Origin of the sequence: Methylobacterium sp. NEAU K, from assembly GCF_030700285.1 — a bacterium.
Taxonomy (GTDB): Bacteria; Pseudomonadota; Alphaproteobacteria; order Rhizobiales; family Beijerinckiaceae; genus Methylobacterium.
In genome coordinates this window covers 127,110-150,770 of sequence record NZ_JAUYZJ010000003.1, presented here as the reverse complement: position 1 = coordinate 150,770, position 23,661 = coordinate 127,110, and the positions used below count along the sequence as shown (strand labels likewise).

The 23,661-nt window shown below is 69.0% G+C and carries 18 protein-coding genes and 1 pseudogene; 13 read left to right on the top strand and 6 right to left on the bottom strand.

Translation table 11 applies throughout. The features are described from left to right. Positions 1–98: 98 nt before the first annotated feature. From miaB to Q8W67_RS03880, 7 genes are all read left to right on the top strand, one after another. Positions 99–1,436, top strand: coding sequence for a tRNA (N6-isopentenyl adenosine(37)-C2)-methylthiotransferase MiaB (miaB, locus tag Q8W67_RS03910; RefSeq protein WP_305541007.1), 1,338 nt, complete (start codon positions 99–101; stop codon positions 1,434–1,436). Between the two features lie 37 nt (positions 1,437–1,473). Continuing rightward, the gene (locus Q8W67_RS03905; RefSeq protein WP_370693807.1) at positions 1,474–2,580 is read left to right on the top strand and encodes a PhoH family protein; all 1,107 of its coding nucleotides are present in this window, start codon (positions 1,474–1,476) and stop codon (positions 2,578–2,580) included. 454 nt (positions 2,581–3,034) lie between these two features. Next, positions 3,035–3,517: an rRNA maturation RNase YbeY gene (ybeY, locus tag Q8W67_RS03900; protein ID WP_305541004.1), complete on the top strand. Its 483-nt coding sequence runs from the start codon at positions 3,035–3,037 to the stop codon at positions 3,515–3,517. A 36-nt stretch (positions 3,518–3,553) separates the two neighbouring features. Beyond that, positions 3,554–4,690: a hemolysin family protein gene (locus Q8W67_RS03895; protein WP_305541001.1), complete on the top strand. Its 1,137-nt coding sequence runs from the start codon at positions 3,554–3,556 to the stop codon at positions 4,688–4,690. A 33-nt stretch (positions 4,691–4,723) separates the two neighbouring features. Next, a complete protein-coding gene (lnt, locus tag Q8W67_RS03890) occupies positions 4,724–6,388 on the top strand; it encodes an apolipoprotein N-acyltransferase (RefSeq protein WP_370693813.1) in 1,665 nt (554 codons plus the stop codon). A gap of 47 nt (positions 6,389–6,435) precedes the next feature. Continuing rightward, a complete protein-coding gene (locus Q8W67_RS03885) occupies positions 6,436–7,626 on the top strand; it encodes an MFS transporter (protein WP_370693812.1) in 1,191 nt (396 codons plus the stop codon). A 561-nt stretch (positions 7,627–8,187) separates the two neighbouring features. Next, positions 8,188–9,444, top strand: coding sequence for a PAS domain-containing methyl-accepting chemotaxis protein (locus Q8W67_RS03880; RefSeq protein WP_305540993.1), 1,257 nt, complete (start codon positions 8,188–8,190; stop codon positions 9,442–9,444). A gap of 201 nt (positions 9,445–9,645) precedes the next feature. Here the strand turns inward: Q8W67_RS03880 and Q8W67_RS03875 are convergent, their stop codons facing one another. Further along, positions 9,646–11,235 (bottom strand): catalase, encoded by a 1,590-nt coding sequence (locus Q8W67_RS03875; protein WP_305540990.1) that lies wholly within the window; start codon positions 11,233–11,235, stop codon positions 9,646–9,648. A 137-nt stretch (positions 11,236–11,372) separates the two neighbouring features. Between Q8W67_RS03875 and Q8W67_RS03870 the strand changes: the two genes are divergently transcribed. From Q8W67_RS03870 to ilvA, 4 genes and pseudogenes are all read left to right on the top strand, one after another. Further along, complete coding sequence (locus tag Q8W67_RS03870) at positions 11,373–12,308, top strand: LysR substrate-binding domain-containing protein (protein WP_305540987.1); 936 nt, start codon at positions 11,373–11,375, stop codon at positions 12,306–12,308. A 171-nt stretch (positions 12,309–12,479) separates the two neighbouring features. Continuing rightward, positions 12,480–13,538: an AbrB family transcriptional regulator gene (locus Q8W67_RS03865; protein ID WP_305540984.1), complete on the top strand. Its 1,059-nt coding sequence runs from the start codon at positions 12,480–12,482 to the stop codon at positions 13,536–13,538. Then, positions 13,535–13,882, top strand: a complete 348-nt coding sequence (locus Q8W67_RS03860; protein WP_305540982.1) for a diacylglycerol kinase — start codon at positions 13,535–13,537, stop codon at positions 13,880–13,882. The genes Q8W67_RS03865 and Q8W67_RS03860 overlap by 4 nt, the downstream gene beginning before the upstream one ends. Positions 13,883–13,958: 76 nt before the next feature. Beyond that, positions 13,959–15,494: pseudogene (gene ilvA / locus Q8W67_RS03855) on the top strand (threonine ammonia-lyase, biosynthetic); the annotation flags it as partial. 77 nt (positions 15,495–15,571) lie between these two features. On the opposite strand, the gene Q8W67_RS03850 reads toward ilvA, so the two are convergent. From Q8W67_RS03850 to Q8W67_RS03840, 3 genes are all read right to left on the bottom strand, one after another. After that, positions 15,572–16,231 (bottom strand): MgtC/SapB family protein, encoded by a 660-nt coding sequence (locus tag Q8W67_RS03850; protein ID WP_305540979.1) that lies wholly within the window; start codon positions 16,229–16,231, stop codon positions 15,572–15,574. A gap of 82 nt (positions 16,232–16,313) precedes the next feature. Then, positions 16,314–17,252, bottom strand: coding sequence for an EcsC family protein (locus Q8W67_RS03845; RefSeq protein ID WP_305540976.1), 939 nt, complete (start codon positions 17,250–17,252; stop codon positions 16,314–16,316). Positions 17,253–17,278: 26 nt separating this feature from the next. Next, entirely contained in the window at positions 17,279–18,658 is a 1,380-nt protein-coding gene (locus Q8W67_RS03840) for an AmpG family muropeptide MFS transporter (protein WP_305540973.1), read from the bottom strand. A 204-nt stretch (positions 18,659–18,862) separates the two neighbouring features. On the opposite strand from Q8W67_RS03840, the gene Q8W67_RS03835 reads away from it, so the two are divergent. Together Q8W67_RS03835 and Q8W67_RS03830 are read left to right on the top strand one after the other, a co-directional pair. Next, complete coding sequence (locus Q8W67_RS03835) at positions 18,863–19,939, top strand: PAS domain-containing protein (RefSeq protein ID WP_305540971.1); 1,077 nt, start codon at positions 18,863–18,865, stop codon at positions 19,937–19,939. Between the two features lie 66 nt (positions 19,940–20,005). Continuing rightward, complete coding sequence (locus Q8W67_RS03830; RefSeq protein WP_305540968.1) at positions 20,006–20,449, top strand: response regulator; 444 nt, start codon at positions 20,006–20,008, stop codon at positions 20,447–20,449. 16 nt (positions 20,450–20,465) lie between these two features. Here Q8W67_RS03830 and mutS read toward each other — a convergent pair whose 3' ends face one another. Beyond that, positions 20,466–23,183 (bottom strand): DNA mismatch repair protein MutS, encoded by a 2,718-nt coding sequence (mutS, locus tag Q8W67_RS03825; RefSeq protein ID WP_370693806.1) that lies wholly within the window; start codon positions 23,181–23,183, stop codon positions 20,466–20,468. 146 nt (positions 23,184–23,329) lie between these two features. Then, positions 23,330–23,623, bottom strand: coding sequence for a hypothetical protein (locus Q8W67_RS03820; protein ID WP_305540962.1), 294 nt, complete (start codon positions 23,621–23,623; stop codon positions 23,330–23,332). Positions 23,624–23,661 lie beyond the last annotated feature (38 nt).

The following is a 23,661-nucleotide window of genomic DNA, read 5'->3' as shown; positions in this document are numbered from 1 at the left end:
ACGGCCCCTGCGATCCGTGCTACAGGCCTCCGGCCGGCCGATTTCCGCAGGATCGGCGCAGGATCGATGGAAAGCGGATGGTTTCGGGACGGCGCGCGTTGAAGAAGGCCTTCGTCAAATCCTACGGTTGCCAGATGAACGCCTACGACGCGGCCCGCATGGCCGACGTACTGGGCGCTGAAGGGTTCGCGGCCACAGATTCGGTGGAGGAGGCCGACGTGGTCGTCCTCAACACCTGCCACATCCGCGAGAAGGCCGCCGAGAAGGTCTATTCCGAGCTCGGCCGCTTGCGTGTGCTCAAGGACGAGCGGCAGGCGCGCGGCCTCGACACGCGCATCGTCGTGGCCGGTTGCGTCGCCCAGGCCGAGGGCGCCGAGATCCAAGCCCGGCAGCCCGCCGTCGACGTGGTGGTCGGGCCGCAGAGCTACCACCGCCTGCCGGACCTTCTGGCCCGCTCCCGCGAGCGCCGCGTGGTCGATACGGACTTCCCGGTCGAGGACAAGTTCGACCACCTGCCCCGGCGCCGTACCCCGGGGCCCTCGGCCTTCCTCACCGTGCAGGAAGGCTGCGACAAGTTCTGCGCCTTCTGCGTGGTGCCCTATACCCGCGGCGCCGAGGTCTCGCGCCCCGTCGCGGCGGTTCTGGCGGAGGCCGAGAGGCTCGCCGATGGCGGCGTCCGCGAGGTCACGCTCATCGGCCAGAACGTCAACGCCTATCACGGCGCGGGTGCCGACGCCGCCCCGGTCGGCCTCGCGGAACTCGTCCGGGCGGTGGCGAAGATCCCCGGCCTCGCGCGGATCCGCTACACCACGAGCCATCCCAACGATTTCGATGACGCGCTGGTCCGCGCCCACGCGGAAGTGCCGGCCCTGATGCCGTACCTGCACCTGCCGGTTCAGTCGGGCTCGGACAGGATCCTGTCCGCCATGAACCGGAAGCACACCGGCGACCAGTATCGGCGCCTGATCGACCGGGTGCGCGCGGCGCGGCCCGACATCGCCCTCTCCTCCGATTTCATCGTCGGCTTTCCGGGCGAGACCGATGCCGATTTCGCCGACACCCTGAGGCTGGTGCGCGAGGTCGGGTTTGAGAGCGCCTTCTCGTTCAAGTACAGCCCCCGCCCCGGCACCCCCGCGGCCGAGCGCGAGGACGCTGTCCCAGAGGCCGTGATGGCGGCGCGGCTGGCCGAGTTGCAGTCGCTCCTCGATGCGCAGCGCCACGCCTATCAGCGGGCCGCGGAAGGCCGGGTCTTTGAGGTGCTGGTGGAGAAGACCGGACGGCATCCGGGCCAGGTCGCGGGCAAGACGCCGCACCTGCTCGCGGTGCAGTTCGACGCCGACCCCCATCATATTGGGACGATCGTGCCGGTGCGGATCGTCGAGGCCGGGACCAACAGCCTGTTCGGGCAAATGGTCTCTGAGGCGGTGGCGGCGTGAGGACGGGGGCGTTGGACATGGTGGCGAGGATCGCGACTTGAGCGCTTCGGACGGGGCGGGCGTGCGCGGCGCCCTTCTGGGCCGCGGGCCGGCGGCACTGCCGTCCGGATCTGACGAGACGGTCGAGGTTCCGCTGACCTTCGATGACAATCGGCTGGCCAGCCTCGTCTTCGGCCAGTACGACCAGAACGTCGCCCATATCGAGCGGCGTCTCGACGTCACCGCCACGGCGCTCGGCAATCACCTCGTCATCAAGGGCTCCGCCGATGCGGCCGAGAAGGCTAGGCGGGTGTTCCAGAAGCTCTACGCCCGGGTTCGGACCGGCGGAAGCACACTGACGCTGGGCGACGTCGACGGCGCGATCCGCGAATCCACCGCGCAGGCGAGCCTGTTTCCGGCCGAGGCGATCGCGGCCGAGGCTGACAAGCCGCATTTCGAGCAGATCGCCACGCGCCGCCGGGGCGCCGTGCGGGCGCGCAACCAAGCGCAGGACACCTACATCAAGCTGCTGCGCTCCAACGAGTTGGTCTTCGCCGAAGGCCCGGCCGGGACAGGCAAGACCTGGCTGGCGGTGGGCCATGCCGTGTCGCTCCTGGAGCAGGGCCACGCTGAACGGCTGATCCTCTCTCGCCCGGCCGTGGAGGCTGGCGAGCGCCTCGGCTTCCTGCCCGGCGATATGCGTGAGAAGGTCGATCCGTATCTGCGCCCGATCTACGACGCCCTCTACGACTTCATGGAGGCGCGCCACGTCGACCGTGCCCTGCAGACCGGCGTCATCGAGATCGCGCCGCTCGCTTTCATGCGCGGGCGTACACTGACCAACGCGGTGGTTCTGCTCGACGAGGCGCAGAACACGACCTCGATGCAGATGAAGATGTTCCTGACCCGGTTGGGCGAGGGCTCGCGCATGATCATCACCGGCGACCCGAGCCAGATCGACCTGCCGCCGGGCCAGAAATCGGGACTGGTGGAGGCGGTGAACGTGCTCGATGGGGTTGATGGAATCGGGCGCGTGACGTTCAAGGACGTGGACGTGGTCCGCCACGACCTCGTGCGCCGGATCGTCACCGCGTACGAGCGCGCCGCCCACGGTGAGGGCGAGGCCGACCGCAACCCCAACCCACGCCGCCGGCCGCTCGCTTGAAGATGTCCGCCGCGAACGTGTTCGGTACGGCCACGCGCCTGTCACCCGTCCCCGCATGCCGACGAGCCGCTCTACACATCGTCAGCAGGCTGGCCGGACCCGGTTCGCGCCGCGCTCGATCCGTTTGCCACGTCGAGCGCGGAACCCCTCTCCTGAACGGAGGGCGGTTAGACCGTTCCGGACGATTCTTCGCCATCGCCCCAACCGGCTCCCGCTCGGGAGCGAGTCGCGTATCGCGTGGACCGATGCGTGAAAACGATGGGCTCTGCGCGATAGGGTATCGTGCAGACAAGCGAGGCAGCGGGGCAGCCCGACAGTGCAGGTTTTTACCGGTACCCTTTCCTGGGAACCGTCGCTCACCTTCCGCGAGGGTGCATCCCGACCCGACACCCGCTGAGGCAGGGGCCACCCGGCCCCGCAGACGTTGGAGCGAATGCGGCGTGGTTGGCGTGCGATGACCGGCCACGAGATCGACCTCGCCATCGAAGACGGGCGCTGGGAAGCTGCCGTACCCGCTCTTGAATCCCTCGTCCGGCGCGCCGTGGAGGCCGGGCTCGCCATCGCCCCGGAATTGCCGGATGGGCCCGTTGAGGTCAGCATCGTCCTCACCGACGACGCCACCATCCGGGATCTGAACCGCACGTGGCGCGGCAAGGACAAGCCCACCAACGTGCTTTCCTTCCCGGCCGCTCCGCAGCCGAGGCATGCGGGCGCCGCGCTGCCGCTCGGCGACGTGGTCCTTGCCTACGAGACCCTGGTGCGCGAAAGTGCGGAGCAGTCGAAGCCGCTCCAGAATCACCTCGCCCACCTTCTCGTCCATGGCACCCTGCATTGTCTCGGTCAGGACCACGAGACCGGCGAGGCCGAAGCCGAGGCCATGGAAACGCTCGAGGTCGCGGCCCTCGCGGCCCTCGGCATCCCGGACCCTTATGCTTGAGCCCGCGACTCCCGAACGCCCCCAGATCCGAGAGACATGAGCAACGATCGAAGTCGCGGCGCGGCCCAGGCCGCGCCCAGTTCCACCGAGGGTGAATCCCAGACCCGGGATCCCTGGTACGACCGCCTGCTTCAGGCCCTTCACCTCAAGCCACGCGATTCGCTGCGCGAGGGCCTGGAGGAGGCCCTCGCCGAGCCCGATGCCGGCGAGAGCGGCCTCACTCCCCTTGAACGGCTGATGCTCAAGAACGTGCTCGGCCTGCACAAGGTGCGAGTCGACGACGTCATGGTGCCCCGGGCCGACATCGTCGCTGTCGCCAATGACACGAACCTTGGCGACCTGCTCAAGCTGTTCCGCGCGGCCGGCCATTCCCGACTGCCGGTCTACGGCGACACGCTGGACGACCCCCGCGGCATGGTCCACATCCGCGACCTCGTCGATCACATCGCCGCCAAGGCCGAGCCGACCCGGCGTAGCGCCGGCAACGGCACCGCCGTCCGGCCTGCTACCCCCGTCGAGGGCGACGCCGACCCGGCCGTCGCGCCACGGCCGCGGCGCGCGCCGGTCCGTCTCCCGCGGAGCCTCGACCTGGGCAAGGTCGATCTCACAACGACGCTCGCCGCCGCGCGCATCCAGCGGCCGGTGCTGTTCGTGCCGCCCTCCATGCCGGCGATCGACCTGCTCGTGCGTATGCAGGCGACCCGCACCCACATGGCCCTGGTCATCGACGAGTATGGCGGCACCGACGGGCTGATCTCCATCGAGGATCTGATCGAGGTGGTGGTCGGCGACATCGAGGACGAACACGACGTCGCCGAGGCCAAGCAGGTCCAGCGGGTCGAGGGCGAGGACGAGGTCTTCGTGGCCGACGCCCGCACGCCCCTGGCCGAGGTCTCCGAGGCGACCGGGGTCGATCTCGCGGCGGCTGTCGGCGAGATGGCCGAAGAGATCGACACGCTGGGCGGCATGATCGTCACGCTCGCCGGTCGGGTGCCGTCTCGCGGGGAGCTGATTGCCGGGCCGGGCGACCTGGAGTTTGAAGTGCTCGATGCCGATCCGCGGCGGCTGAAGCGGCTGCGCTTCCACAAGGGCGCCGCGCGGATCGGCGCGGTCGTGCCGCTCGCCCTCCCGCCGCCCGCCAACTCACCGGTCGCCGAGACGCCGCATCCATGACGTTCTCCGCGTGACGGTCTTCGCGTGACGGTCCTGAGCGATGGGTATGCCCGGGTCGCCGCCGCCCCGCGCGAGCCCGCGGGCGGCCCTGTGCCCGGCCTCGCCTTGGCTATCGGGTGTCTGACCGGCTGGCGTCGTTTCGGGCTCGCGTGGCTCGCGGGCGCGCTCGGTGCTTCGGCTATGCCGCCCTATGGCTTCCTGCCTGCGCTGGCCGTCTCCCTGACGGTGGCGGTCTGGCTCATGGACGGGACCGCTGCGGGCCGGAGCACCCTGCGCCGGCTTTGGCCCTGCTTCCTGATCGGCTGGGCCTGGGGATTCGGCTATCTCACCGCCGGGCTGTGGTGGCTCGGGCAGGCCTTCCTGGTGGAGGCCGATGAGTTTCTCTGGGCGCTGCCGCTGGGCGTCGTCGGCCTGCCTTTCGCGCTGGGCCTGTTCTACGGCGCGGGGTTCGGCGCGGCGGGTCTGCTGTGGCTGCGCGGCCCGGCACGGATCGCCGCGCTGGCCTTCGGGATCGGCGCCGCAGAGTGGCTGCGCGGCCACCTGTTCACCGGCTTCCCCTGGAATACGCTGGGCATGGCGTTCGGCCAGAACCTTTGGCTGATGCAGTGGGCTGCAGCGATCGGCCTCTACGGCCTCACCATCCTGGCGGTGCTCGTCTGCGCCGCGCCCGCGACGCTGGCCACCGGATCCCACCCCCGCAGCCGGTTCGGGCCGAGCGCCGCTGCGGCGATTGTTCTCATCGGCATGGCCCTCTACGGGGCCGCGCGCCTCGGTCCGCCCGATCCGGTGGTCGCGGGCGTCCGGCTGCGCCTCGTTCAGCCGAACCTGCCGCAGGACGCCAAGTTCAGGCCCGAGAACCGCGCCGACATCGTCGACCGCTACATTGAGTTGAGTCAGCGTCCCCCGGAGGTCGGCGAGCCCGAGCCGACCCACATCGTTTGGCCGGAATCAGCTTTCCCGTTCCTGATCCAGCGCGATCCAGAGGCCGTCGCCAAAGTCGCGGCCGGGCTCAAGCCGGGTCAACACCTCATCACCGGTGCAGCCCGCGCCGAGGAGCCGCTGCCCGGCGAGCGCCTGCGCTACTTCAACGCCGTCATGGTGATTGGCCCGGATGGGACGATCTCCGACACCTACGACAAGGTCCACCTCGTGCCGTTCGGCGAATATCTGCCGGCGCCGCTCGACGCCGCGTTGCGGGCGCTCGGCCTGCGTCAGTTCGTGGCCATCCCGGGCGGCTTCTCTGCCGGCACGCTGGCGGCGCAGCGCATCCTGGCGGTGCCGGGCCTGCCGCCCGTGGCCGCCACGATCTGTTACGAGGCGATCTTCCCGCACGCGATCCTGCCAGCCGGGCATGTCCCGCCGACACCGCAGCCGCCGGGGCTCATCCTGAACGTGACGAACGACGCATGGTTCGGCGACACGCCGGGCCCGCGCCAGCATCTCGCCCAGGCGCGCCTGCGCGCCGTCGAGGAGGGGCTGCCGCTTGTCCGCGACGCCAACACGGGAATCTCCGCGGTGATCGATCCGCACGGCCGCATCGTCGCGCGCACGCCTCTCGACCAGGAGACCTGGCTCGACGCCGACCTGCCGGCCCGCATCGTCGGCGGCACGCTGTATGGGCAGTTCGGCGACGCGGCCTTCGCGCTGATGCTCGCCGCCTGCCTCGGCGGGGCCGCGATCGCCCGGCGCCGGCCGTGAGCCCGGAGCCCGCGGACTCGCGGCGCCATCTGGTCGGCCTCGCGCTGATGCTGGTCGCCTTCAATCTGCGCCCGGCGCTCAGCACGATCGGACCACTTCTGGCGACGATCCGGGACAGTACCGGCCTCAGCGCAGGCGGTGCCGCCATCCTCACGACCCTGCCGGTCCTGTGCTTGGGCGTGGCTTGTGCGCTGGCTGCGCCGATGATCCGCCGGATCGGGCCAGATCTGTCGGTGCTCGCCGGCTCCACGATCCTGGCCGCGGGCCTGACCGTGCGCGGCCTCGGCGGCCTCGTGCCGCTCTTCGCCGGGACGGCTCTGGCGGCGATCGGGATCGGGCTTGCCAACGTGCTCCTGCCGGCGCTGGTGAAACGCGACTTTCCCGGCAGTGGCGGCCTGATGACCGGCCTCTACACGATGACCCTCTGCCTCGGCGCGGCGGCGGGGGCCGGGGCGGCGGTCCCGGTGGAGCATGCGCTGGGCGGAGGATGGCCGTCGGCGCTGGCGGTCTGGTCCCTGCCGGCGCTTGCCGCCGCGCTCGTCTGGATCCCGTTCGCCCGGCGTTCGGTCCCGACCGCGGCGCCCTCCGCCGGGCGGCTGCTCCGCGACCCTCTCGCGTGGTGGGTCACGGGCTTCATGGGCCTGCAATCGTCCCTGGCCTACATCCTGTTCGGCTGGCTGCCGCTGCTGCTGCAGGGGCGTGGTCTCACAGCCCTGGACGCCGGCCTCTATGCCTCGCTCGTGACGCTGATCCAGGCGCCCGGAGCGTTGCTGACCGCCATGCTGGCAGCCCGCAGGCGGGACCAGCGGGCCTGGATCGTCGCGATCCCGGGGCTCACGGCGGCGGCCTTCCTTGTGCTGGCGTTCGGGGCGGCTTCCCTGCGCATCCCCGCCGCCTGCGCGCTTGGCTTCGGCATCGGCGGCTGTTTCGGGCTCGGGCTGACGCTGATCGTCCTGCGTGCGGCGGACGCGGCGAGCGCCGCCGGCCTGTCGGCCATGGCGCAGGGGATCGGCTACACCGGGGCGTGCCTCGGCCCGCTGGCTTTCGGCCTCGCCCACGAGGCGACGGGGGGATGGGGTTTGGCGGGGGCGCTGTTCGTGAGCATCGCGGTGATCGCGATCCTGGTGGGTATGGCTGCCGGACGCGACCGCAAGGTGAGCGCCGCCGAGCCGGACCTCCGATCCGACGCATCGACGCCGCCCCCGCTTCGCCCGGCAGGGTCGGCCGGCGGGCGCTGATCGTCCGACGCTTTCGATCCGGCCTCGGAGGTCGCCAGCGGATCTCGTGCCTCGAAGGCACGGGATTCCCCTTGCCGTGCCATCCAAGGACGCGGTCTGCTCGCGTGCAGATCCATGTGGCGAAGGGGGAGCCTGCGGCGCCCGGGCGTCCGTGTGACGCTTCGAGACTTTTGAATCGGCAGCTGATGGCCGATCCGAGGATCGCGCTCACCGATCCTTCACGGCGCGATGCGCCCCGCATCGCAGGTCCTTTGCACCGTCGAGGCCCGATCCTGGTCCGGCCCGAATCTGCTGCGGCGGCGAAACGATAGTCGTTGCCGAACCGATCGTAGATCAAGCGCCGTTTTCTCGCGCAGATCGGTATCGAATGATCGAATTATCCTGTACGGGCAGGCGATCTGCGTCGTCGGACAACGATGTCGCGTTCGGATTTTACAAAAACGTACAGTTTCTATGTAAAATTACTGTAGTAATGGTCAATATTATCATTATATAGCAGCAAAAAATTTGAAAAAAAGGAACGTATTAATGTTTTCGAGAAGAAATGAGTCTGAGATCGTCATGGACCTTTTGGAAAATCAGGGCGGCGTCGGGTTGTGGCGGGCATACCTGCACACCGGTGATCCGACCCATCCGAAGAGCCGCTGGGTGTGGTCGCGGGAGTACCGACGGCTTCTCGGTTACGATGATGATCCTGATGGCTTTCCGAACGCCTTTAAATCTTGGCTGACCAATCTGCATCCTGACGATGCGCCGGAGGTGATCAGCAGGTTCAAGGCTGCGCGGGACAATATCGCCGGCAAGGGTGCCCATACGATCAGCTACCGCCTCCGGACTCGGGACGGGAGCTACCGCTGGTTCCTTGCCGCCGGTGGTGCGTTCTACGACGCGCAGGGCGTCCCCGTTCGGATGTGCGGGACGCTCGTTGACGTGCACGAGGTTAAGATGGCCGCCCTGCGGCATGCGGAGCGGCGCACGTTGCTCGAACAAAAGGTCGCTGAATTCGAGAAGGAGGTTGCGACACTGCTGCGGAGCCAGAGCGAGGCAACGTCCGAGATGCAAGGGTTGGCGAACGAGGTCGCCGCGATCGCCGCGCGCAATGGTCTGCGCGGGGCAGAGGTCGCCGATGCGGCGATCCGAACCTCCTCGAATGTCGCGATGGTCGCATCCTCCATCGAGCAGCTATTCGCCTCCGTTCAGGCGTTGACGCGACAGGCGACGCAATCGTCCGATCTTGCATCGACCGCGGCGTCCAGGGCGGAGCAGACCGATGGCTTGGTCCAGGCGCTCTCCAGCGCCGCCGATCAGATCGGAACCGTCGTCGGGTTCATCTCGAAGTTGGCTGGCCAGACGAATCTGTTGGCCCTGAACGCGACGATCGAGGCGACACGGGCCGGCGAGGCAGGCCGGGGGTTCAGCGTTGTTGCAACGGAAGTCAAGGAATTGGCAGACCAAACCTCCCGGGCAACGGGCGAGATCGCCGCCCAGGTCGAGGAAATCCGCAAGGCGACCGCCGAGACCGTGGCGGCCATTGGGCATATCCGCACCTCCGCCTCGATGCTGCGCTGTGAGACGGGCCAGATCAGTAGCACCATACGGGATCAAGGCTCGGTGACCGGTGAGATCGCCGGCAATGTCCAGCATGCCGCCGCCGGCGCGCAGGCGGTGAAAACCATAATCGAGGAACTGCGGGACGACATGACCAAGGCCAACGCAGCCGCATCGACGGCACGACACGCCGTCGTCCGGCTCGCGGAGCAGTCACAGACGATCAACATGATCGTGCGCGGCTTCCTGGAACAGGTCCAGTCGACCTGATGCGTTCTCCGGTTGGATAGCTCGGCCAATTATACTGCGCCGTCATCGCTGCGCTGCGCACGCAAAGTCGGTGAGAGGCACGGCGAGTCCTCGACCGTATGACATGGCGCGAGCATGCCGTCGGCATGAGCCCGGAAGGCAAGCAAAGGCCCGCCCGGACCTTTGGGGTCCGGGCGGGCCCTTCGCGAGGCGCAGACTTGCTTACTCGGCTGCGACTCGATGGGCCTGCGAACCGTCCGTGTAGGTCTCTCCCTGCAGGCGCTTGCCCGGGGCGGCGCGGCCCGGCAGCGGCGGCAGGGCCTTGGCCTTCTCCAGGTCGATGCCGGCACCTTCGGCGACGCGGCGGCCATAATCTTCGTCCGCGTGCCAGAAGTGCCAGACCATCCGCAGCTGGATCGGCTCCGGGCACTGCTTCATGTCGGCCACGAGGTTGGCGATCAGGTCCTCGCGCTCCCAATCCGCGAAGGAGCGGTAGCGCACGCCGGCCTGGGTGTAATCATCCTCGGTGCGGGAGGTCTGGTAGCGGCCGAGATTGCCCTGCACCGGCTGGTGGTACTCCTTGGCAGGCTTCGGCGCCTCGACAAGGCCCTCGCCCAGCGTCGAGGGCTCGTAGTTGATGTGCTTGTTCTTGCCGGTGCCGTCGACCGTGTAGGTCATCTGGCCGTCCCGCTGGTTCGAGTAGACCCTCACGCCGGGCTGCGGCGCGTTGATCGGGAGCTGCAGGTAGTTCGGTCCGACGCGGTAGCGCTGGGTATCCGAGTAGGACAGCGTCCTGCCCTGCAGCATCTTGTCGTCCGAGAAGTCGATGCCGTCGACCAGAACGCCCGTACCGAAGGCCGATTGCTCGACCTCTGCGAAGAAGTTGTCCGGCACCCGGTCCAGCACCATGCGGCCGCAGGTCAGCAGCGGGAACTGGTCGACCGGCCAGAGCTTCGTGTCGTCGAGCGGATCGAAGGACATGTGATCATTCGGGCCGTCCGGCATGATCTGGACGGCGAACTCCCATTCCGGGAAATTGCCCTTGCTGATGTTGTCGTAGAGGTCGCGGGTCGCGTGGCCCACGTCCTTGGCCTGGATCTCGGAGGCCTGCTGCGAGGTCAGGTTGCGGACGCCCTGCTTCGGGATCCAGTGGAACTTGCAAAGGTGCGCCACACCCTGGTCGTTGACCAGCTTGTAGGTGTTGACGCCCGAGCCTTCCATCTCCCGGTAATTCGCTGGAATGCCCCAGGGCGATTTGAGGTGCGTCACCATGTGGATCGATTCGGGGTGCTGAGCCACGAAGTCGAAGAAGCGCCACGCCTCCTGGCGATTCGTCACCGGGTCCGGCTTGAACGCGTGGATCATGTCGGGGAACTTGATCGCGTCGCGGATGAAGAACACCTTCAAATTGTTGCCAACCAGGTCCCAATTGCCGTCGACAGTCTTGAACTTAACCGCGAAGCCGCGCGGGTCGCGCTCGGTTTCCGGGCTCTCCTTTGCACCGGCCACCGTGGAGAATCGCACGAACATCGGCGTCTTCACGCCGGTCTCGGTCAGCACCCGGGCGCGGGTATACTTGGAGGCCGGCTCGTCGCCGATCTTCCCATAGGCCTCGAACCAGCCGTGCGCGCCGGCGCCGCGGGCATGCACCACCCGCTCCGGTATACGCTCGCGGTCGAAGTGGGTGATCTTCTCGATGAACTGGTAGTTCTCGAGCGTCGCGGGGCCGCGCTCGCCGACCGTGCGGGTGCTCTGGTTGTCCCGGACCGGATGGCCCTGGCGGGTCGTGAGAATCGGGCGTTGCTCGCTCATGCGTCTCGTCTCTCCGTGAAGCCGCAAACGGCCATAAGGGCCGACGTCTCCAGACTGGAACCGTTCCGGGCCTGTTATGAACTCCGGCGATCCTCATGGCCAATGCATCGTCGCAAAGATGGTGATAGGCAGGGCCTATGAATCTCGCTGGTCTGTCGTTGCGTGACCTGGAGTATGTCGTCGCCGTCGCCGATGAGGGCCATTTCGGCCGGGCCGCCGAGCGCTGCAACGTCAGCCAGCCAACCCTGAGCGTGCAGGTACGCAAGCTCGAGGCGACCCTGGGTTTGACCCTGTTCGAGCGCTCGAATCGCAGGGTTCTGCTCACCGAGGCCGGCCAGGGCATCGTACGCCAATCGCGGGTGGTCCTGGCCGAGGCCCAGCGGCTGCTCGCGCTCGCCACCGAGGGCCGCGGTTCGCCGCTGACCGGCCGCCTGGTTCTCGCCGCCATCCAGACGCTCGGGCCCTATTTCTTCCCATTGGTGTTGCGGCCGATGCGCGAGCAATACCCGCTGCTGACTCTTTCGCTGTCCGAATCACGGACCGCCGAGATTGTCGAAGGCCTGCGCGATGGGCGCATCGATGCCGCCCTGATCTCGCTGCCGCTTCCCCAGGCAGGGCTGGCGGTAGCGCCGCTGTTCGTCGAGCCCTTCTGGCTCGCCTGCCCGGCCGAGCATCCCCTGGCGCGCGGCGGCGCGCTCTCGGCCACCGAGATCGCCGGACCGGACCTGCTGCTGCTCGACGAAGGCAATTGCCTGCGCGATCAGGCGATCGCGGCCTGCGGCGCCGCATCCTCGGCGGGGCGCCACGCCACCAGCCTGGAGACCCTGCGGTCCATGGTGGCCGCGGGGGCCGGATATACGCTTTTGCCGGCGCTGGCGGTCTCTTCCGCCCCCGACCCGACGGGCCTGACCGTCACCCGGGCCTTCGACGTCGATGGCCCGGGCCGCACCATCGCGCTCGCCTGGCGGGCGAGCGATCCCCGCGCTCCCGGTTTGGCGAACCTCGCCGCGTTCTTCCGCGCGCACGCGCCGCCCGTCACCGCCGCTTGTCGGGACGGGGCGCCGCCAGCCTGAACGCCGAGCGATGTGTCCAGACCCGTGGCATCCCCTGAATATCCCCAACCGTCGGACGCTGACCTCGGCGCGGGCCAGACGTATCGAATCTTTGCCGTGACAGGGCCAATATTGCGGTGTAGCGCGCCTCACGCCCGACGGTTCAGTGCGGGTTCGCTTCCGCCGGTCGTCTTGCCCATCTCCCGCACCATCGGCCTGTGGGCCGCCCTCGCCGCCGTGTCCGCGGCCGTTTCGTACGGCCTGACGCGCGCGCAGTTCCCGGCGGCGCTGCTGCTCGGACCGATGATCGCGGCGATCGCGTTCGGGGTCGGTGGCTCGCGGCTCCATGTTCCGCGCTCCGCCTTCCAGGCCTCGCAGGCGATGATCGGTTGCCTCGTGGCCCATGCGGTCACCGGGCAGATCGCCCAGACCCTGCTGGCGGACGGGCCACTCATCGTCGCCGTCGTGCTGGTGACCGTCGCCGCCAGCGGCTTCGTGGGCTGGATCCTGACCCGGCTTCGGGTCCTCCCCGGCACGACGGCGGCCTGGGGCTCGTCGCCGGGGGGCGCTTCCGCGATGGTGGCGATGGCCGAGGAATTCGGTGCGGATCCCCGGCTCGTGGCCTTCATGCAATATGTGCGTGTGGCCGCGGTGGTGTTCTCGGCCTCGCTCGCCGCCCGGTTCCTGATGGAGACCCCGGTCCCGGGCGCGCCTGCCAGTGCGCCCGAAGTCACGGGCGCCGCATCGCTGATCGCGACGCTCGCGGTCGCGGTGATCGGCGCGGGCGCGGCGCTCGCCATGCGGGTTCCGGCCGGTGCGCAGGTCGGGCCGATGGTGCTCGGCAGCCTGCTCCATGCCAGCGGCCTCGTGCGCATGGCGCTGCCGGCGCCGGTCCTCGAACTCGCCTATGCCTGCATCGGCATCTATGTCGGCCTGCGCTTCACGCGCGAGACCCTGAGGCTGACCTTCGTGGCGCTACCCGGCATCCTCGCTGCGACGTTCTCGGTGATCGCGCTGTGCGCGGCCTGGGGCTGGGGCCTGACATTCCTGCTGCCGATCGACTTGCTCACCGCCGTGCTCGCCACCAGTCCCGGCGGCCTCGATTCCGTGGCGATCATCGCGGTCGGCTCGAAGGCGGATGTCTCCTTCGTCCTGGCCGTGCAGACGCTTCGCCTGTTCGTGGTGCTGCTCACCGGTCCGCTGCTCGCCAAATGGATCAGCCGGTCCGTGCCGGAGGTTGCGGTTCGATGAATGCGCTGGTCCTCGCCTTCCTCAATTCCTGGCGCGGGCTGCGGCACGGAGCACGCACCGAGCGGGCCGTGCGGCAGGAACTGGTCCTGCTGGCGCTCGGCGTCCCCGTCGCCCTCTTCCTCGGCTCGACCCTGTGGGTGCGTGTCGCGCTCATGGTCAGCCTGCTCCTGATGCTCGCCGCCGAGTTCCTGAACACCGCGGTGGAGAAGCTCTGCGACCACGTCCATCCGGGCCATCATCCGATGATCGGGACCGTGAAGGATCTCGCCTCGGCCGGCACCTTCATGGCACAGGCGGCCGCCCTGCTGGTCTGGGTCGCGGCGCTCGTGGAGCGGCTGAGCTGAGCGGTGCGGCCCCAGCCACGCTCGCGTCCGGTCACGGGAGGAGCTATCTGCCGGTGGACTCCAAGCGCATCGGCCGAGGCCCCAGACCGTGACGGACTACATCCGGAAGATCCTCACCGCCCGCGTCTACGACGTAGCGATCGAGAGCCCGCTCGACCCGATGCCCCGGATGACACAGCGCCTCGGCCGCCCGGTGCTGCTGAAGCGCGAGGATCTGCAGCCGGTCTTCTCGTTCAAGCTGCGGGGCGCCTACAACAAGATGTCGGGCCTCAGCCCGGATCAGATCGCCCGGGGCGTGATCTGCGCCTCGGCGGGCAACCATGCGCAGGGCGTGGCGCTCGCCGCCGCTAAGCTCGGGGCCCGGGCGGTGATCGTGATGCCGCGCACCACGCCCTCGATCAAGGTCGATGCCTGCCGCGCCCGCGGGGCCGAGGTCGTGCTGCATGGCGACGCCTTCGACGAGGCGTTGGCCCAGGCGAAAATCCTGGAAGCCGAGGAGGGCCTGACTTTCCTGCATCCCTTCGACGATCCGGACGTGATCGCCGGCCAGGGGACGATCGGCAAGGAGATCCTAGAGCAGCATACCGGCCCGATCGAGGCGATCTTCGTGCCCGTCGGGGGCGGCGGCCTCGCGGCCGGAATCGCGACGTTCGTGAAATACCTGCGGCCCGGCACGAAGGTGATCGGTGTCGAGCCGGAGGATGCCGCCTGCATGGCCGCCGCACTGGCGGCCGATACCCGCGTCGGCCTGCCGTCGGTTGGCCTCTTCGCCGACGGCGTCGCCGTCCGGCAGGCCGGCGAGGAGACCTTCCGGCTCTGCCGCGAATATCTGGACGAGGTCATCACCGTCGACACCGACGCCATGTGCGCGGCGGTCAAGGACATCTTCGACGATACCCGCGCGATCTCCGAGCCGTCCGGCGCTCTGAGCCTGGCCGGCGCCAAGCACTACGCGGAGCGGGAGGGCGGAGTCGGAACACTGGTCGCCATCTCGTCCGGCGCCAACCTGAACTTCGACCGGCTTCGCCACATCGCCGAGCGGGCCGAGATCGGCGAGCAGCGGGAAGTCCTGATCGGCGTCACCATCCCGGAGCGTCCGGGGGCGTACCGGGCCTTCATCAACGCACTCGGGCCTCGCGCGATCACGGAGTTCAATTACCGCCACGCGCCGGCTTCCGAGGCGCAGATCTTCGTCGGCATCAACGTCACCGGTGGCAAGCGGGAGAAGCAAGCGCTGATCGGCGCCCTACGCGAGGCCGGCTACCGGGTCCTCGATATGAGCGACAACGAGATGGCCAAGGTCCATGTCCGCTACATGGTCGGCGGCCGCGCGGTCGGGGTCGCGCATGAGCGGCTGTTCCGCTTCCAGTTCCCGGAGCGGCCGGGCGCGCTGATGAAGTTCCTGGACGCCCTAGGCCCGGACTTCGACATCACGCTGTTCCACTACCGCAACCACGGCGCAGATTACGGCCGGGTCCTCGCCGGGATCGCGGTCCCCCCGGCCGAGCGCGCCCGGTTCGACGCCGCCATCGAGGCTCTCGGCTACCCCGCCACGGACGAGACCGAGAACCCGGCCTACCGCCTGTTCCTCGACGGTGAGGGCATCGCATAACGCCGCGCGACGCGACACAAAGCAGCTCTCATGACCCCGCGCAGGGGCGCGGGTGCCGGGGCTCAACTCTCCATGGCTCAACTCTCCATCGTATCCACCGCGAAGACGTCCGGGGTCTCACGCAACTTCTGGGCGATCGCCTCGAAACTGGTCCGCGAGAGCCGGACGAAGATGACGGATACCTCATCGAGGTCCGGGTTTGCAGCCGGGCGGACGGTGAACTGGCGGACCCGCGAGGCGCGCTCGCCCGTGACCGCGTGCAGCGTGTCGATCGACATGGCGCCGCGGCGCACGGTCAGGCGCAGGGTCTGGGCCCGCATCCGCTCGCGCCACCGCTCTTCGAAGGGCTTGATCCCCGCCAGGATGCCGACGACCAGCGCCGTGGTCGCCAGCGCCGGCACGTAGAGCCCGCTGCCGATCGCGAGCCCGATTGCCGCCACTCCCCAGAGGCTCGCCGCCGTGGTGAGCCCCTTCACCACCTCACCGCGCAGCAGGATCGTGCCCGCGCCGAGGAACCCGATGCCGGACACGACCTGCGCGGCGATTCGCGAGGGATCGAGGACGACGTTCTTGGTGCCGAGGGCGTCGCTGAACCCGAAGGCCGACACGATCATGATCAGGCACGAGCCGACGCAGACCAGCATGTGCGTCCGAAGGCCCGCGGCCCACAGCAGGCGTTCGCGCTCCAGGCCGATCACGCTTCCGAACAGGGCGGCCAGGGCGAGCCGCGCCACCATCTCTGCGTTGCCGATCAGGGTCGCCTCCGCTCATCCACGCGCGTCTTGAACGGGTGAACCTTGCGGAGTCCGGCGCGGCTGATCAAGCCGGGCCGAGGGCAGCCTTCTCGATCTCGTAGGCGGCCCGGACCGCGACGGCGCCGTAGGTCCGTTCCAGCCGCCGGATCGTAAAGTGGGCGCGCGCGGTCGACTGGAAGTGGTTCATGAAAGCGGTGTTGACTGCCGCGCCGCCGAACGCGCCTAGGATCGGCACCGCCTGCGCGGCGACCTTCTGCGAGACCACGAGGCCGAAGCGGGCGGCGACCTGCGCGGTGAAGCGGATCAGGGCCGGCGCCGACTGGTCGAGCAGCGTCTTGCTGCCGGCGTAGCGCGCCGCCTCCGACAGGGTCTTGGCCAGAGCGGCGCGCACGGCGAAATACCCACTCTCGGTAAGCGCCGACCGTGCCCCGGTCTCGTCGGCCACCCGGCCCCCCAGCGCGAACACCTGAACGCAGGCGAGCGCCCCCTCGGGAGTCTCGAGGTCCTCGCCTTGCTCGCGGGCGATCTCGGCGATCGAGCGCAGCATCAGCGTGGTCGAGACCGGAAGCTCGACCGCGAGCGTTGCCAGTCCGAATGCACCCCCGACCGCGCCGGACAGGGCGGCCATCGCTTTGTGTTTGGTATCGCCGGAGCCGAGCAGGCGCGAGAGGCGGCTCTCGGCCTTTGCGGTGACGGTGCCGATATCGGTGCCCTCGGCGGGAGCGATCTCGTTTCGCGGCAGTGTCGCCAGGGCGACGCGCATCGCACCGCGCATCGCGACCTCGGTGCTCCGCCCCACAGCCTCCGTGACCGGAGCGGGCAACGAGCGTCCGATGATGTCGAGGGGGGCGCCGGCCGCCGAGGAGAGGCGCGCCGCCAAGCTCGGACGCTCGAGCACCTGCACGGCTCGGCGCAGGGCGGCCAGATCCGCGTCGCTCAAGATGGTTTCTGGGTTCGCCGCCGGTAGCGTCTCGCCGGCGAGGGTGAGGTCGCTCGTGCTCATCGGTGGATCCCTGGATCTGTCGGCATTCACGCGGTCCCGGAGGCCCGCACCGTGGAAGGAAGCTCGGCGCCCGTGGTGCGGTTCCCCGCCTCGTCCGTCTCCGCCTCGCCCGAGGCCGGCCGCTCACCGCGCCGCCCGACGGCGAGGCAGAGGGCGAGGACCGGTATCCCGACGAGCGACGTCATCACGAAGAAGGCCGGATAGCCGATCGCCGCGACCACGAAGCCCGAGGAGCCCGCGATCAGCTTGCCCGGCAGCGCGTAGAGCGAGGAGAACAGCGCGTACTGCGTCGCCGCATAGGCCGTGCTGGTGAGGCTCGACATATACGCGATCAGTACGATTCCCGCGAAGGAGCCGCAGAAGTTCTCGACCGAGATCGCGATCGTCAGGCGCCAGATCTCGGGGGCGCCGGCCGAGAGCCACGCGAAGGCGAGGTGCGAGGCGGCGGCCAGAAAGGCGCCGAGCAGCAGGGTCGGGAACAGGCCCATCCGGGCGAGCGCCCAGCCACCCGCGAAGCCTCCCGCGATGCCGACCCAGATGCCGTAGAGCTTGGTGACGGTGGCGATCTCCTTCAGGTCGAAGCCCAGCGTCCGGTAGAGGGGGCTCGCCATCACCCCAGAGAGGAAGTCCGGCAGGCGGTAGAGCGCCACGAGCAGCAGGATACCCCAGAGCGCGCCGCCGAAGCGCCCGTGCAACTCGGTGAGCGGCTCCAGAACCGCCCGGCGCACCGACCAGAACCGCGAATGGCCGGCCGAGTCCGCCTGTACACGCGGCGGCGCATCGAAAGCCGGTGCCAGCAGCGCGGCGATCATCCCGATCAGCATCAGCGCGGCCATGATCAGGTAGGCGAGCGTCCAGCCGCCGGACGCCGCGATGAACAGCGCACCCGCGCCGGCCGCGATCAATCCGAGGCGGTAGCCGAGGTTCGATGTCGCAGCCAGGATGCCCTGGAAGTCGCTGCCGGCCGCATCGATGCGCCAGCCGTCGACGACCACGTCCTGGCTCGCCGCGCAGAACGCCACCAGGAACGCGCCGAGGCCGAGGAGCGCGAGGTTCGTCTTCGGGTCCGAGAAGGCCATGAGGATCAGGCACAGGGCGACGGCGGCCTGCGTCGTAACCATCCAGGCCCGGCGCCGGCCGAGGCGCGCGCTCAAGACCGGCACGTTGAGTCGGTCGATCGCCGGCGCCCAGAGGAATTTCAGTGAGTATGGCAGCGCGACGTAGCTGAACAGACCGATCGTGCGCACATCGATGTCGGAGAAAGCGAGGCGGAGCGTAAAGGTCCCGAGGACCAGCAGAAGCGGCAGGCCCGAGGAGAATCCGAGCGCCAGCATCAGCCCGATGCGCCGATCCTCGATGATGTCGCGGAGGCGAAAGCGGCGCGAAGCCTGTGGCTGGTTGCCCATGGCATGGAACTCCTGAGCCTCTATGGCCTTGATCCCGCGAAATCGTGGCCGTCTTGAGCCGGTCGGATATCGGCCGGATCGGAGGGCCTTGCACCATAAACATGGTCGATGCTTGCTTAACGCGGGGTCCACGTACCGCATTCGCGGGGCGCGGAACGGTCCGCAGCGCCGGGGAGTCGTGCCGGTCGATTATGGGATGATGCGTTGAATTCCCGATCCGAGCCGAGTCCGCCGGTCGCGACACTGGCGGATGCCTTCGCACGCAGCCCGTCGCCGATGGTGATCACCGATGCGCGCGCGCCCGACAACCCGATCTCCTGGGTCAACGACGCGTTCCTGGATTTGACCGGCTACGATGCCCACGAGGTCGTCGGGCGCAACTGCCGCATGCTCCAGGGCTCGGGCACGGATCCGGCGGAGATCCGCCGGATCCGCGCGGCCATCGAGGCAGGCGAGCCGGTCTCGGCGGAACTGCTCAATTACCGCAAGGACGGCACACCCTACTGGAGCGCGATGACCGTTACACCCGTCCGCGACGAGGCGGGCATCGCCTATTTCTACGCCGCGCAGGCGGACATGACGCATACGCATCAGCGCGAAGTCAGCATGCGCGGCACCAACGATGAGCTGGAGCGACTGGTCGCGGCCCGGACCCACGACTTGAGCGCGGCGCTGGAGCAAAAGACTGCGCTGCTCCACGAGGTCGATCACCGGGTGAAGAACAATCTTCAGGTGATCTCCTCGCTGATGCTCCTCAAAGCCCGGCGCACGCCGGAAGGCGAGGCCCGGGACGCCCTCCAGAGCATGGCCGAGCGGATCGGCGCGCTCTCCACCGCGCATCGGATGCTCTACTCCGAGGGTGACTGCACCCATTTCAACCTCGGCGACTTCGCAGCCGAGTTTCTGGCCGACGTGAATGCCGGTCTCGATCACGAACGCCGGCGGATCGAGGCCGAGGTCGAGCCGATAGCGGTGGCCGCCGCCATGGCGGCCCCCCTCGCACTGCTGATCCACGAACTGACCGCAAATGCTCTGCGCCACGCGTTCCCGGACGAGCGGGAGGGGCGGATCTCGATCGTCGCCCGCCGCGCTGAGGGGGGCATGCGCCTGACGATCCGTGACGACGGCGTTGGCCTCGCCGCGGTCCCGCCGAACCCGGCGGGCTTCGGTCGCAATCTGGTCGAGATGGTCGTCCGGCAGCTGCGCGGCACGATCGTGTGGGCGGATGCCGGGCCCGGCACGCATGTCGAGATCGATATTCCGCTGCTGTCGCCAGCTTGAGAATTCGGCTCAGACGTTTCAATCTCGATACAAGCTCAGCGGTCGTGAAACCAAAAGGGAGATCGCATGGGGTTCGGGAACGCCGTCACGGACGCCGCGCTTCGCATCCTCGTCGTCGAGGACGAGGCGCTGATCGCGCTCGAACTCGAGTGTCTGCTGGACGATCTCGGTCACGTCACGGTCGGCGTCGCCGCGACCGCGGCCGAGGCGATCGCGATGGGCCGCTCGACCGCTCCCGACGTCGCATTCGTCGACATCCACCTGGTCGATGGCCCGACCGGGATTGAGGTCGCCCGGGTCCTGTCGGCGGATCCGCGAACGACCGTGGTGTTCATGACCGCGAATGCGAAACGCATTCCGGACGATTTCGCCGGCGCGATCGGGGTCATCGCCAAGCCCTATTCCGAACGCGTGGTCGCCAGCACTCTTGACTTCGTCGCCGACCATCGGGCCGGCCGCGCAACAGAGCACGGCACGCCCGACGGATTCTGCCTCGCGCCCGCCTACTGAGCGGCGGCGACCCCGGTCAGCGCTTTTCCGCGCGCTCGCGCTTCAGCCTGTAGAGCGCGTCCAACGCTTCCCGGGGGGTCAAGGCGTCCGGATCGATGGCGTCGAGCATTGCGCCGAGCGGATCCTCCGCCGGCGGTTCCGGCGGCGGTGGTGGGGCGAGCGCGGCGAACAACGGCAGATCGTCGATCTTGGCACGGGAGGGCCGACCGCGCTCGGCCTTTTCCAGGCTCTTGAGGATCGCGCCGGCGCGGGCGACGACGCTGCCCGGCAGGCCGGCCAGGCGGGCGACCTGCAGGCCGTAGCTGCGTTCTGCGACGCCCGGCACCACCTCGTGCAGGAACACGACGCCATCGCGGTGCTCGGCGACCTTCAGGGTCGCGTTGTCGAGCCGCGCCAGACGGTCGCCGAGTGCCGTCAGTTCGTGGAAATGCGTGGCGAACAGCGCCCGGCAGGCATTCACCTCGTGCAGATGCTCCAGGCAGGCCCAGGCGATTGATAGGCCGTCGAAGGTCGCGGTGCCGCGTCCGATCTCATCGAGGATCACGAGCGAGCGGCGGGTCGCCTGATTGAGGATCGCGGCGGTCTCGACCATCTCGACCATGAAGGTCGACTGCCCGCGCGCCAGATCATCGGCCGCACCGACCCGCGAGAACAGGCGGTCGACCCGGCCGATCCTGGCGGAGGTCGCCGGCACGAAGGCGCCCATCTGCGCGAGCACCGCGATCAGCGCGTTCTGGCGCAGAAAGGTCGACTTGCCGCCCATGTTCGGGCCGGTGATCAGCCGGATCCGGCCTCGGGTCTCGCCTGAGAGATCGCAATCGTTGGCGATGAACGGCTCGCCCGCCCGGCGCAGGGCCGCCTCGACCACCGGATGGCGGCCGCCCTCGATGGCGAAGGCCAGGGACTCGTCGACCTCGGGTCGGCGCCAGTCGAGCTCGACTGCGAGTTCCGCGTGGCTTGCGGCGACATCGAGGGCCGCCAGGGCTTCGGCCACCTTGGCGATCGGCTCGGCCTGGGCCAGGATCCGGCCGACGAGATCGTCGAAGACCGCGGCCTCCAGCGCCTCGGCCCGATCTGCCGCGCCGGCGATCTTCTGTTCGAGGTCGCCGAGTTCGACGCTGGTGAAGCGCATCGCGTCGACCATGGTCTGGCGGTGAACGAACTCGCGCTGGAGCCCCTTGAGGCAGGCCTCGCCGACCGATTGCGGCACCTCGATAAAATAGCCGAGCTGGTTGTTGTGCTTGATCCGGAGCGTCCGGCAGCCGGTCTCCTCGGCGTATCGGGCCTGGAGAGACGCCACCACCTTGCGTGAATCCTGTCCGAGGAGGCGCGCCTCATCGATCTGCGCCGCGAATCCGGCGCGCACGAAATTGCCGTCGCGGCGCGAGAGCGGCAGATCGTCGGCGAGCGCGGCGCGCAGTGTTTCCGGGAGGGCCGGATCGGCCGCCCCGCAGGTCCGGGCGATCTGCGCGAGTTCGGCCGTCGACGCATTGGCTTGCGTCACGACCGCCGCGAGGCCTGCGGCCGCCGTGAGACCGTCCCGGATCGCCGCAAGGTCGCGCGGTCCGCTGCGGCCGAGACCGACTCGCGACAGAGCCCGGGCCAGGTCGGGGGCGCGGACCAGCACCTCGCGAATGGTGCTGCGCAGGGCGTGGTCTTCCACCAAGAGCGCGACCGTCTCTTGGCGGCGATTGATCCGGGCCAGGTCGGTGAGCGGGCCGGCCAGCCGCTCGGCCAGCAGCCGGGCGCCATTGGCCGTCGCGGTCCTGTCGATGGTCGCCAGGAGGCTGCCCGCACGCTCTCCAGAGAGGGTGCGGGTCAATTCCAGGTTAGACCGTGTCGCGGCGTCGATGGCGAGCGTCGCCCCGGCCTCTTCGCGAGTGGGAACCGAGAGTGGCGCGCGCGCGGCGATCTGCGTTCGGGCGATGTAAAGGAGGCCGGTCCCGGCCGCCTGGATCTCCGCCCGGGTGAAACTTCCGAAGCCTTCGAGCGTCGAGACACCGTATTGCTCGCGCACGCGCCGCTCGGCCGCGGCAGGTTCCAACTCCGCCTGCGCAAGCGGGACGACGGCGGCCCGGCTCTCCCGCCAGATGCGCGCGAGGGCCGGATCGGAATGGATCGCCTCGGACAGGACGATCTCGCGTGGATCGTGGCGGGCGATCGCGCCGGCGAGGTCGCCGCCTGACACCTCACTCAGGGAGAAGCGGCCGGTGGAGATATCGATCGCCGCCAGCCCGTACGCGGTGGCCCCCTCCCCGGTTTTCCGGCGCCCGATCGCCAGCAGGAGGTTGGCGCTGGCGGGATCGAGCAGGCGATCCTCGGTGATCGTGCCGGGCGTGACGAGGCGCACGACCTCCCGCCGCACCACCGATTTCGGCCCTCGCCGCTTGGCTTCGGCGGCGTCCTCGGTCTGCTCGCAGACGGCGACCCGGTGTCCGAGCGCGATCAGGCGGCTGAGATAGTCGTCGGCCCGGTCGACCGGGACGCCGCACATCGGGATCTCTGCGCCGCCGTGGCGGCCGCGCTTGGTCAGGACGATGCCGAGCGCGCGCGCGGCGATCTCCGCATCGCCGAAGAAGAGTTCGTAGAAGTCGCCCATCCTGTAGAACAGGAGGCAGTCGGGATTGGCCGCCTTGATCTCGATGTACTGCGCCATCATCGGCGTGGCACCAGCCGGATCCAGGCCTGCGGCGGGCGGCATCTCGGCAGCTGTTCGGACGGCAGTTCGACCCATGCCGCCTCATAGCAGAGTGGGGCCGACGAATCAGGCCGCACCCCGCGACGCATCTGGGGAGAAGCCTTCACCACCGGTGGATGAGACGTAAAAAAAGGACCCGGCGCTCCCGGCGCCGGGTCTCGCCTGGGCTCAGGCCAATCGGCTCAGTAGCGCGGGCCGCCCGTGGTGTTGCCGAGCCGCTGCTGGTAGCCGCGCATCGCTGGATTGCGGGAGTTCGGGTTGCCGTGACGCATCGTATTCAGGCGCCGCATCCGACGTTCGTGGCGCGTGGAGTGGTGGCGGTGCATCCGATGATGGTGATGCATCGCGACGGTGTCCACCAGGCCGTGCCCGGCGAGGCCGGGCTGCGGCATCGCGGGCGCTGCCTCGACAGCCGCCGTTCCGGCGAGGAGACCGCCGAAAAGCAAGCCCGCGGTCAGCATTGAACGAAAAGACATCGCCGAGATTCTCCGATCGAAATCCACAATACCCAACA